The sequence below is a fragment of the Grimontia marina genome (genome assembly GCF_900060185.1).
GTDB classification, from domain to species: Bacteria; Pseudomonadota; Gammaproteobacteria; order Enterobacterales; family Vibrionaceae; genus Enterovibrio; species Enterovibrio marinus.
On record NZ_FIZY01000053.1, the window covers coordinates 21,839 to 33,516 of the forward strand.

General features: G+C 45.4%; 12 protein-coding genes. 6 read left to right on the plus strand and 6 right to left on the minus strand.

Features of this window, described 5'->3' with window-relative positions; translation table 11 throughout:
* Nucleotides 1–52: 52 nt before the first annotated feature.
* Both GMA8713_RS20560 and GMA8713_RS20565 read left to right on the plus strand, forming a co-directional pair.
* Nucleotides 53–742 (plus strand): DUF3334 family protein, encoded by a 690-nt coding sequence (locus GMA8713_RS20560; RefSeq protein WP_062713780.1) that lies wholly within the window; start codon nt 53–55, stop codon nt 740–742.
* 66 nt (nt 743–808) lie between these two features.
* Nucleotides 809–1,273: a hypothetical protein gene (locus tag GMA8713_RS20565; protein ID WP_062713782.1), complete on the plus strand. Its 465-nt coding sequence runs from the start codon at nt 809–811 to the stop codon at nt 1,271–1,273.
* Nucleotides 1,274–1,321: 48 nt separating this feature from the next.
* On the opposite strand, the gene fruA is transcribed toward GMA8713_RS20565, so the two are convergent.
* Genes fruA through fruB form a run of 3 tightly spaced genes read right to left on the minus strand, consistent with a single transcriptional unit; the run spans nt 1,322 to nt 5,123 of the window.
* The gene (fruA, locus tag GMA8713_RS20570) at nt 1,322–3,049 is read right to left on the minus strand and encodes a PTS fructose transporter subunit IIBC (protein WP_062713784.1); all 1,728 of its coding nucleotides are present in this window, start codon (nt 3,047–3,049) and stop codon (nt 1,322–1,324) included.
* Between the two features lie 4 nt (nt 3,050–3,053).
* Nucleotides 3,054–4,004, minus strand: a complete 951-nt coding sequence (pfkB, locus tag GMA8713_RS20575) for a 1-phosphofructokinase (RefSeq protein WP_062713785.1) — start codon at nt 4,002–4,004, stop codon at nt 3,054–3,056.
* Nucleotides 4,005–4,007: 3 nt separating this feature from the next.
* Nucleotides 4,008–5,123, minus strand: coding sequence for a fused PTS fructose transporter subunit IIA/HPr protein (fruB, locus tag GMA8713_RS20580; protein ID WP_062713804.1), 1,116 nt, complete (start codon nt 5,121–5,123; stop codon nt 4,008–4,010).
* Nucleotides 5,124–5,460: 337 nt separating this feature from the next.
* Between fruB and cra the strand changes: the two genes are divergently transcribed.
* Entirely contained in the window at nt 5,461–6,441 is a 981-nt protein-coding gene (gene cra / locus GMA8713_RS20585) for a catabolite repressor/activator (RefSeq protein ID WP_062713787.1), read from the plus strand.
* A 15-nt stretch (nt 6,442–6,456) separates the two neighbouring features.
* On the opposite strand, the gene GMA8713_RS20590 is transcribed toward cra, so the two are convergent.
* From GMA8713_RS20590 to GMA8713_RS20605, 3 genes are all read right to left on the minus strand, one after another.
* Nucleotides 6,457–6,936 (minus strand): hypothetical protein, encoded by a 480-nt coding sequence (locus tag GMA8713_RS20590; protein ID WP_062713789.1) that lies wholly within the window; start codon nt 6,934–6,936, stop codon nt 6,457–6,459.
* 368 nt (nt 6,937–7,304) lie between these two features.
* Entirely contained in the window at nt 7,305–7,619 is a 315-nt protein-coding gene (locus GMA8713_RS20595; protein ID WP_062713791.1) for a hypothetical protein, read from the minus strand.
* Between the two features lie 500 nt (nt 7,620–8,119).
* Nucleotides 8,120–8,512, minus strand: a complete 393-nt coding sequence (locus tag GMA8713_RS20605; protein WP_062713794.1) for a hypothetical protein — start codon at nt 8,510–8,512, stop codon at nt 8,120–8,122.
* 332 nt (nt 8,513–8,844) lie between these two features.
* Between GMA8713_RS20605 and GMA8713_RS20610 the strand changes: the two genes are divergently transcribed.
* The 3 genes from GMA8713_RS20610 (at nt 8,845) to tnpA (ending at nt 11,525) form a co-directional block, all read left to right on the plus strand.
* Nucleotides 8,845–9,294, plus strand: coding sequence for a type III secretion system chaperone (locus GMA8713_RS20610; protein WP_062713796.1), 450 nt, complete (start codon nt 8,845–8,847; stop codon nt 9,292–9,294).
* Between the two features lie 30 nt (nt 9,295–9,324).
* Nucleotides 9,325–10,989: a hypothetical protein gene (locus GMA8713_RS20615; RefSeq protein ID WP_062713800.1), complete on the plus strand. Its 1,665-nt coding sequence runs from the start codon at nt 9,325–9,327 to the stop codon at nt 10,987–10,989.
* A gap of 218 nt (nt 10,990–11,207) precedes the next feature.
* Nucleotides 11,208–11,525: an IS66 family insertion sequence element accessory protein TnpA gene (gene tnpA, locus GMA8713_RS20620; RefSeq protein WP_062713801.1), complete on the plus strand. Its 318-nt coding sequence runs from the start codon at nt 11,208–11,210 to the stop codon at nt 11,523–11,525.
* The last annotated feature ends 153 nt before the right edge of the window (nt 11,526–11,678 follow it).

The following is an 11,678-nucleotide window of genomic DNA, read 5'->3' on the forward strand; positions in this document are numbered from 1 at the left end:
TTAGTGCCACACTTGTAAAGATTCAATCAACATCAGAACAAGTGAGCCACTCATGAGAAAAACAAAAATCATCACAACTGAAGACATTCTGCTAAAACTTTGCCAGTCAGTCACTGCCGTACTTTCCAAAGCCACAGATTCTCAGGTCCACCATTCCGCGATGGTGCAGAAAATCAGCAAAACCAGCCTAAAGCCCGATTTCGGTTGCTTTGTCCTTTTTGATGGTGGTTTTTCGGGTTTGGTTGTTATCAATTTCGATGCGAAAGCCGCGCTGGAGGTTTATCAGAAATACATGTCTCACATGGGCATTCCCAAAGAGGAATTGGCTACCCTTCACACTTCAGACGAAGTGGCAGATGTGCTGGGCGAATTGATGAATCAGATTGTGGGTGATTTCACAGGTAAAGTTAAACGCTCGCTCCATACCAACATTACACAAAACCAACCCAAAATGATGGCGATTAATAAAAACATTAGCGTCACCGTCGACAGCAATATAGAACGACCGCAGGCGCGGCGCGTCAGCTTCAACACCGAAGAAAACAATATTTTTTATCTCGAACTCTCCATGGAGCGTACAGAGTTCATTCAACTGGAAGAGTTTGAGGAAGGTGATGAAATCAATCCAGATGAAATCCTGGAAGAAGAAGTCGCTAAAAGCCTTGAAGGTAAAGAAAAGAAAAAGGGCCGTTCCAAGAAAACGGCAGAAGCTAACTCGTTAATGGATGACCTTGGGATCTAACCTCTCCTCAAATCCCAACGGCGGCTTTACGCCGCCCTTACAACAAAAATAGCCAGGGAGAATGCTGTGGACGTCATCGACTCGTGGTTGAAAAACATTCAAAATTGGTACGAAGACGCTGAACATCGAAATGTTGAATCACTCGCTGCAATCGTCTCTCAAACACCTGCAATGATATTTGACCCACCCATTGACCTGAAAAGAAGCGATGCTATTGCCTACTTTGTGGATGGTTGTACTAAGCTGCAACGTCATTATCTCTTTGAAGGCAAGACGGAAGAAGCCTTTAGCTATCTCCAGTTTTGCTATGCCAAATTGCAAGCATTGGCTTCGCGTTCAGACATCAAACCGGACATTAAGCGCTGGAGCCTTAAAAAGCTCGATATGTTGATAGTTGCCATGATGGAGTTTTGTCAACAGCAAAAAGGCGCAGCTTGGCAACGGGAAAGCCAACAATTAGTCGAACTGCATGTAACTTTCATGATGGGTCAGAACGACCTGAATTTACATACTCCAGTCAACCACCAATAAACGTAAAAAGCCGACCTATTGGTCGGCCTCACTATTCACTGTTCTAAACTATGCTTGCTGAGGAATTGGCTGAGCTTCCTCACTTTGTTTTAACGCTGCATACATCAACCCAGTCAACAAGGTACCTACGGTAATCGCCCCCAGGTAAAGCAATACTGGCGTAATCGCATTCGGAATAAACAAAACAAAGATACCACCATGAGGTGCCATCAGCTTTGCGCCAATCAGCATCGAAAGTGCACCAGTCAACGCACCGCCAACCATACATGCTGGGATAACGCGCACTGGATCGCGCGCCGCGAATGGAATGGCACCTTCTGAGATAAAGCACATCCCCAGAATAAAAGATGCTTTCCCCGCTTCACGCTCTTGAGGATTGAACTTACTGCGCGCTAGCAAAGTAGCCAGACCAATGCCTATTGCAGGCACCATGCCTGCAGCCATCACTGCGGCCATTGGCGTATAGGTTTGTGAGGCTAGGAGTCCAACACCAAAGGTATATGCAGCTTTGTTAACCGGACCACCCAAGTCGAAACACATCATAGCGCCAAGAATGACACCCAGAAGCACTGCATTGGTCGATCCCATACTGTTAAGAAATTCAGTCAGGCTATTCATCACAACCGCGACCGGGCCGCCTACAACAAAGATCATGACAAGCCCAGTCACCAAACTCGCCAGAAGTGGAATGATCAGTATCGGCTTTAGCGCGGCCATAGAATCTGGTAATTGCACCTTATCGGCGAGCAGTTTTGCAGAATAGCCCGCCAAGAAGCCCGCTACGATTCCACCCAGAAAACCCGCACCTGTAGAGCTCGCCAGCATACCGCCAATCAAACCTGGTGCGAGACCTGGACGATCAGCAATAGAGAATGCAATGAAACCAGCCAGAACCGGAACCATCAGGGCAAACGCACTCGCACCACCGATTTGCATCAGTGCCGCCGCTAATGTCCCCTCTTCTTTAAACGCCTCAATACCGAAGACGAACGACAACGCAATACACAGACCGCCCACTACAACTAAGGGCAGCATGTGGGAAACGCCTGTCATCAAGTGCTTGTATGCGCCTGTGCGTTCTTTTTTACCGCTGTTTTCAGATTTTGTTCCACCATGCTTATAGACTTCAGCTTGTTCAAATGCATTAGCCAACTCTTGTCTGGTTTTCTTCAGCACCGCGCCTGTGCTGGTTCGATAGACACGTTTACCATCAAAACGCGCCATATCAACGTCGATGTCAGCACCAATAAAGACTATATCCGCCGCCGCAATTTCTTTTTCAGTTAATTGGTTTTTCGCACCAACAGAGCCTCGGGTTTCAATTTTTACCCACATACCTTGAGCTTTGGCTTCTTGTTCAACCGCTTCGGCAGCCATGAAGGTATGTGCAACACCCGTAGGACAAGCAGTGATGCAAACAATCCGCGTCTGGACAGGTGGTCCAGCCGCTTCAACCGTTTCAATATGAGTGAAAATCTCGGCTTTCGATGTCGCCTCAACCAATAAGTGCTTGACATCGGCATAACAGGCTTCCAAAGAGGCTTGATAAACTGGCTTGCCACAGAATCTCGCCATATCAGCGACAGGCCCGACAGTGATGATAAGATCCGCTGATTCAATGTCTGAAGCGTTTGCAGGTTTAGCGGGTTTCACGGTGCTTTGGCACTCAATGACCGATTTCCATTCAAGTGCTGCCGCCGCTTTTTCAAGCATTCCCGCAGCGATAATAGTATTCGCAATACCACTTGGGCACGATGTCACAATGACTGCTTTCATCTCTCTACCCCTGTTCCTTCAATTTTTTTACGTTCACTTCGCGTCGAAGCGCTTCTACTTGCGCAATGTCTTCAACACCAACATTGACTTGAGTGACTGCCAGCGCAGAAAGCGCGGTCGCGAAACTCAGTGTGGTTTCGCGATCCCATTGGTTTAGTTCTGCCCAGCACATACCCGCAACAAGCGTATCGCCCGCGCCGACTGTGCTAACCACTTTCATTTCGGGGGGCTGACTGGCATACCAAACCCCATATTTCAGCCACAATACACCTTTCGCACCCCGTGAAATCACGACGTTATCGATACCTGTCTGGCCGAGTGTTTTACCTGCTTGGAGAAGTTCAGGGACTTCGGAGAGATGCTTTCCCGCCCATTGTGATAACTCTTCATCGTTTGGCTTGACCAACCAAGGAGAGGCCTTCAGCCCTGCAGCTAACGCCGCGTTACTACTGTCAAAAAATACCTTCTTGCCCTGCTCATGAAGCATTACAATCCAAGAGGCCAATTTTTCGGGGGATATGCCAGAAGGGAGACTGCCTGTAATGGCAAATACGTCGTGCGTTTTCGATAATGTCTTGAGGGTTTGTTCAAGCTTTAGCACGTCATTTTTAGACACCGTCACACCCGGGAAATTAAGATCCGTCACGCGACCAGACTCTTCCACCAACTTCACATTTGTGCGAGAGGTGCCTGCAACACGGACAAAACCATCATGAATACCCTTTTGCTCAAATAGCTGTGTGAACGGGTGCTGGTTTTCAACTCCCATAAAACCAGTCACTGTGACTTCAGCACCGAGTTCAGCTAAAACTTTGGCAACGTTAACACCCTTACCGCCCGGGTTTAGGTTTGAAGATTGGATGAGGTTGACTGTGCCTGCCTTCAGTTCATCCAAATCACCAGTCATGTCCAGTGCCGGGTTAAGCGTAACTGTTACAACACGAAATTGAGTCATGGTTTACCCCTCACCCAGACCAGCTTCGATGGCTTGGCCAATTGCATCAATAGCAACTTGTGCGTCAACACCATCAGTGGTGAATTCAAGCTCATGGCCTTGTCTCACGCCCAACGCAATCACTTTCATCAGGCTCTTCGCATTCACTTGCTTGCCATCGCCATCCAGGTTTAATACCCAAATTTGAGAATCGAATTTCTTCGCAATGCTAACCAACATCGCGCCGGGACGAGCATGAAGACCATGTGCATTCTTGATTTTGAAAATTTGGCTCAGCCCTCCCTGACGAATGTCAGTAAAAGCCTTAATCACAGATTCTGGGGAAGCGCCAAACACGTCCGCTACTTTTCCATCAAACAACAGTTTGCCGATGTTTTTCATGATTTCTGCGTGCTCATCGGTGTTAGCAGCAACTGTAATTAGACCTTTTACTGCCTTACCGTCAACGTCAAACCCTTGCTCAGATGAAATGAAAGCAATCGAGGTTTGTTTCACACCTATAGAAGAAGCATTTATCCAAAGCCCCTGTCCTAAACAAATGGGAGATTGACCCAAAAGCGCAGAAACATAATCCTGGTCGACAGCATTGGCGTTTTTCAATTTGCCTGCACACACCGCACTCATGGAAAGCAAATCTGTCGCCGGGAAGCTCAATGTGATGGTACTTTCATCGAAAAGCAGGACTTGCTGGTTCGCTCCTTTCAATACAGAGAGAATTTGCTCTGCATGAGTTGCAGTTTTCAATTTTTCTTCAACACCCTCAGCGGAAAGTACATGGGTAAGTTGCTTTAAAATTCCCAAATGTTCGTCAGATTTAGCCGCAATACCAATAGCAAGGTAAACAGTATTGCCGTTACCCCAATTAACACCATTCGCAAAGTGATGGATTTGCACACCGGTTTGTTTCACTAAATCGCGCGTATCGGTAGTACCATGTGGAATCGCAATACCATTTCCCAGGTAAGTTGAATTCTGGTTCTCTCGCGACAGCATGCCGGAGCTATACCCTTCGACAACCAGACCTTTGGCAACCAGATCATCAGCGATGTGTTCAATGGCTTCTTGCTTCGTCGCAGCATTTTTTCCAAGTTGCACGTCACCTTCCGTGAGTTCGAGCATAATACTTACCTTAGATTTCATTGAGCCAAGCTCTTTGTTCATTTGCCCCGCCACACACTAATCGTTGTAGCCAAGCCGGTATATTCCTATCCAGTCACGTTTAAACCGACTTTAGGCTTTTACGCCTTCTTTGCTGAATCGTTTCATCAACCAAACCAAAAAACAGGTTTCATGCACAGTTTTTATGTTTGCTGAAACCTTTCAGCTAACAATGCTGAATCCATTCAGCTTATAATGCAAAGAATCGAGAAGATGCTATGCACTTTTTATGATCACGCGCTCAGAGTAATACCGTTCTGATGACACGTTCATCATTGGCTTGAGGGGAAAGAAGTTAATGAAACTTGATGAGATAGCCCGTTTGGCTGGAGTCTCGCGTACAACGGCAAGTTACGTGATAAATGGGAAATCAGCGAAATATCGCATCAGCGAGCGTACCCAACAAAAAGTGATGGAAGTTGTGGAAAAGCATAATTTTCGTCCAGACCACGCGGCCAGTGCTCTACGCGCTGGAACAACCCGATCTTTTGGTCTTCTCATTCCTGACTTAGAAAACAGCAGCTATGCAAAAATAGCGAAATTACTCGAACGTGATGCGCGTCAAGCTGGATATCAATTGATTATCAGTTGTTCCGATGACAACGCCGAAACTGAAAAACAAGTAGTTAATATGTTGATAGCACGCAAGATTGATGCACTCATTGTGGCAACTTCCCTACCCGCAGATAATGACTTCTACCCAACTATTCAAGCCGCTGGTACACCGGTGATAGCTATTGACCGTGCGTTAAACGATGAGCACTTTGCCTCCGTGATCAGTGAAGATCTGGATGGTGCTTTTGCACTAACCAATCACTTAGCAAAGATGGGAGCCAGCACCATAGGCTTGATTGGTGCCGTGCCTGAATTGGGCATTTCTAAGGAACGGGAACAAGGATTTCTTTCAGCCGCAACAAAAGCGAATGCAAAGACACAAATCACCTACGGAGAGCACTTTAGTCAAAATGAAGCTAAGCGACTTATCCTGCAATGGTATCGTTCAGATAGAATGCCAGACGCGATTCTTACCACTTCATATGCGCTGTTTGAAGGAGTGCTTGACGCAATTCTAGAAGAACCTGAGATTAGTGAACAGGTAATATTCGCGACGTTTGGTGATAATCGCATGCTGGATTTCATTCCAATGAAAGTGCAGTCACTGCCTCAGCAGTTTGAGCTCATCAGTGAACATGCGTTGGAACTCACACTCAATGCCGTAGCTGGAAGGTATCAAACTGGCGTTGAAGTGTTACCGAGAAAGCCTAGGTGGCGTAATTGACACGACTATCAATGTTTAATTTTTAAACCTGATGCAGTTTAATTTTGTCTTACCTCTGCTCTTGATGAAGTTATCTCTATTTTTCCAAGATAGCCTCCATTTAGCGGAGCCAATTTTCTTGAACTCATCACTGAGGTCTTTTTCATACTGACGGGAAAGATCATTATTCCCTGTAATAATAAATTCTTGATCTGATTCGTATAAGTGTCCTTTTCTGTATTGCCAAACAGCATGCGCTTCGATGGTATAGGATAATAATTCAGTGGTATCGGGAATTGGGAGACTAGCTGTTATATCAGTAGTCACTGTATTATCGATTCTATAAACCGATAAAAAAGAATCAGAAAAAATTCTATCTTTATTATTGGTCGAGCAATTCCACTTACCAACGAGTTTTTTCTCTACTGACGCACCATCCTCTTTAAGGGTCTGAGTGCAACCCATCATGGTTGCCATCATTATCGCCGCTATGGCAATCCGTATTGAACAATCCATTTCAAACGTACTCCTATTCCTGCATCGTCAACCATTGTGTTAGTTGCTACGCAAATCTTAGTTTCATCTCAGGATACATTCTTTTATCAACACCCGTTAATATCGACCTTCCCATATTCAATAAACTTTTTTCATAAACGTTGAGACACTTTGGGTTGCCCAATGGACCAAAAGCCTATTGCGTTTAACGCTACAAAACCGCTCTGTATATATATTCTTATCAATGACGTCTGAACATTCTTTATGGACGCTTGGTCACTGGTACCGTCTCTCCCTCCCTCAAATTTATCTGGACTTTCATAGGTACGGCCGTAATAAAGCCTCTAAAACCTTTGAGATTGCGGAGGCTCCTCGAATAGACATGACGTTTAGAATATCAAATAAAGCAAGTTAACATGTATTTCTTGACCACCGCACATACCATCCGCCACTAACGTTAACCCCATTTCTGCCCTAGCGGTAAGGGCAAGCTTAAGCCAAGCTTGTTCTGTTGGGCCTGTATCGATCATCAACCTCCCTCCAGAAGGACACGTCCCTCCCCACATTTGATTCGTTTCTTTAAAAATCACGCTATCTCTGCCTGTCTCAATAGCCTCAGCCTTTATTGACTCTGTCTCAACAAACGCCAGGGCACTGCTAGAAAGCGCAGCAAATACGACAGCTGAGACAAGTTTTTTCATCATGACTTTATACCCTTGTCAGTGTTGAACACGTTGCAAGAGAACTTTAGACAAACATTTATTGAGCGTATTATTAATTAATCATGTGTATGACAAACTTCACATTGTCTTTATTTTGATACTCGGGAGGGGTTGTTGGCCTTTGGTGATGGTTTTTGTAGCAGTTTGAGGGGATTTTAAAGGAAAAAGCGTGGCGTCAGCATCCGGGGCCGTGCCCACTAAACCGATGACTGAGCTTTTGACGGTGCGGATTGGACTGGGTCCCCCATCCAGCTCGACCATTTCGATCCCGCGCCGAAACTGTCCGGGCATGCGAGATACTCATAGGGCAAGAAGTGCCCCCGAGGATGCCGCAGGTATTGAAAGACATTCAGGTGAAACTTTCATCTCTGGAATAATTATTTGCTGTTTGTTCGCGGAAACCGTTTAAGTCGATGCCAACAAAAAGGCTTCAGTGACGGGTAAGCGCTTATCATTGCTTTTACACATATTTGCATATGGGGTTATTGAGGAAAGTCCTGTGGGCCGAGGTTATCGACCGCCCAAACGTAAAGACTGGTTAGTGGCCATTTGGCCTCAATAAGTTGGTCGCGAAAGATGTGCGTTACCTGTTTTTGAGTAAACGGTAGCTCGGCGCGGAACTGACAAAGGATGTCATGCACCAGACTCGCTTCCCACGTCCAGGGCTTGCTGAATCTCAGCGTCCCGTCTGGCGTGCCTATCGTGACAAGCCCAAAGAAATGCCATTTCGGGGAGCAGCCGTCCCAGGCATACCCGGTTTTTATCATGATTTGGCCGTGTTCAATTTTGGTCCAGTCATTTTCAAACACGATTCCGTCAAAAAAAGCGTGTTGGAAATAGAAAGGTTCTGAGAGGCGAAAGCGCCAGACATTCATACTCAACATTCCTTTTCAAGGTTCTGAGCCACAACCCTAGCACAGGGTTCGATGTCTGCGACCACTTCATCAATACCCTTTGTGAGAAACGGTAACAAAACGCCGTCACGGTTCCAACCACCTGTAGGGTATGAAAAGCAGAACGAAGAAAGGCTTAAAAGTGTCTACTGACTCGGTGGCTATGTAACCCTAGCCTCGAAACTCGCCAACACCTATTGAGGTAGGTTCTTAATCCTCTTAATAACCTAAAACATCCCAACCGTTATTGACAGATTCTTTGACACAGTTCTTATACATTGCATTCAACTAAACAAACTGTTGAGACTGCTGACGTGAGCACGTTAATTGAGCAAATATTTCAAGAATTAGTTACAGATCTTGGCATCGACACACTTCAGCCAAATGAAGACGGGCATTGTACTTTGATGGTTGATGAGACTATTTTGCTGGGCATTGAGTTGGACCCTAAACGTGAACGACTGATCCTAACATCGCTAGTAGGATCATTAAGTTCTCAACAAGGCATAAAACAACTATCAAGCTTAATGCAGTTCAATAAAGCCTTGTACAAAGAACTCAACATGTCCCTAAGTCTTGAAACTCACACAGCGAGTATCGTTCTGACATACAGCGTAGATGCTGGTCTTTGTAGTGTGTTTGACCTAGAAAGCGCACTGTCGTGTTTCATCAGTCAAACAGAGAAATGCCGTCATTTGTTAGAGAGTACCCAAGAGGACTCGGTCCCTAAAACCAGCATGCTAAACGCTGCTATCTGCGTTTAATTTTCCTCAAGAATTTATAGAGATACTGATATGGCTATACAACTAGAACAGTTTCTTAGTGTTGCTAAAAACAACGCTGTGGTTGCCAATCAAAACAATCAAGGAGAGGTCACTTTAAAAAGTGGTCGTTTTGAATGTAGAACGCTTTTTCCTTTTGCGAAGCAAACTCAATCCAACCTTAACCTTCAAACCATGGGGCTCTTCCTCAACTCATTACAGAAAGAGTACGGAAGTGATATCACCTCACATTTAGCTTCTAAGTTAGATATTACCACCGGTAGTAAACCACTAAGCGGAAAAGTCATCCAGGCCATTGTTGGTGAGGCGAATGCCATCAGAAAGGCCATGACCACTTTCAATGCCCAAGCCGTTCATGATTTTATTGCCTCCCCAAATGGCGCCCAAAAGTTACTTGCTAACAACGAACACGGGCAATGGTTGGCTCCAAGTCATGCAGCAGGAAAACAATTTGAAGGCTTGCTTCACGAGGCATGCGACAAACAACACCATCAATTGAGTCAACGAGAGATTGCTGGGATCGCCCAAACCGTTATTGATGACATACATCGCCTTCCACAAAGTATTCAAGAAGACTTCACCAAAGTAGCGGATGCGTTCAATCAGAAAGATCACTATAAAGTACTTCACAACCTCGATAATTGTGCGCAAAAGATCATGCTACGCGCGCAATTTGACTTAGCTGATGTCGATAGACAAAAGCTTGGCGCTGACGATAAGAGTGGGTACCAGCAACGTATCGTGTCTGAATTAACGCAAAGCCTATCTCAGACTCAAGCCAGTGATTTACTCAACTCTATTCTTAATCATCCAACCAGCAAAGAACTGGTCCAATTACTCAACTCTCCAGGATTCAAAATGCAATTGATGGATGATCTAGAACAAGCTGATATTTCACATGAAGAGCAGTTGCTAACACTGACTAAACTGTGTCGAACTGAAACACTGCTTGATGCGCTAATTACAGAGTTAGATAAACACGCACATGATATTGACAAAGCATCGCAACGTTTAAATGATTGGATAAGTTACTATGGACAAGGTATTGGTGCCGGTGAGATTTCGGCATCAGCTCCTGAGTTTGCTTCTGCCTTTTTGACGATGCAAGCCAATGACAACCACTTAAATCTTGACGATTGCGGGCTAACTCAAGAGCCTGTTGCAGCGCTAACCAAACAATATGTCACGCTGACTACCCCTAGTGCCGTCACCAATGTACTAAAAGAAATTGCCGCAAAAGTGGATGAAAAACGCAGTGAGCAGTTTGAGAAAGACTTTGGTCGAGCAACTTATCTCGTTGATGGTGCACAAATCAGTCGTAATGAAGATCCAATATTGGATGACATCAGCAAAATGCCGATAGACGTAAGCTACTTCGCTAACCAAGAGTTGTTTGCAAGCGTCTTTATCTCTTTGATGAATGAACAAGGCATCACGCCAATAGGCGACCCAACATCCACGTTCAATTTGTACAATAAAGAAGATGGCACAATGGAGCTTCATGCCCAATTGGACATGGAACTTAAAATGATGATTGGTTTAAACGAAGAGCCATTAGATTCGGATAAAAGCTCGCTGCATCTTGAGGTCAATTTAACGATCGCAGCGCACAATAACCAAATTGATGCCAAGTTAAATGGACCAATCAACATCGACTATCGAGCCATTCCTCTTTAATTCCGCATAATGAGATTCCTGCAACATCCAAGCCTCGATAGCGTCGAGGCTTTCTGTTAGCTTGGAATGCGTCAATTTTACGGGCATAAGCTCGCTAACGACCACCTTGATCATCACACGCATGGATATCCTTAAACGTAAGCGCCCCATGAACCCCACATTCTTATCATGCTGAGTTCGCCATAAGATCAAACCTCCCACCACAAGGAGATTTTGATATGGCCAATCGACGTACTGACCAAGAATGGAAAACCCTGTTCGAACACTATGAATCCAGCCAACTCTCACAACGTGTTTTCTGTGAACGTCACGGGCTGAGCCTTTCCACTTTCTATGCCAAGCGCCAGCAATTAACGCGTTCAGAAACGGCAAGCTCAGGCGGCTTCATTAAAGCCGAAGTCATCGAGAAGACAACGAAATACCAACCTCAAATAGCAACGGCTCACATGACGCTTCTCGTCAATGATGTTGAGTTGAGTATTCCTCAAGGCACACCAGCCGCTTATCTGGCAGAGCTCATCGGGGCCTTGTCATGAAGAGCATGTTGAGCGCCCCGAATATTGTAAGCGCCCCATGAACCCCACATTCTTATCATGCTGAGTTCGCCATAAGATCAAACCTCCCACCACAAGGAGATTTTGATATGGCCAATCGACGTACTGACCAAGAATGGAAAACCCTGTTCGAAC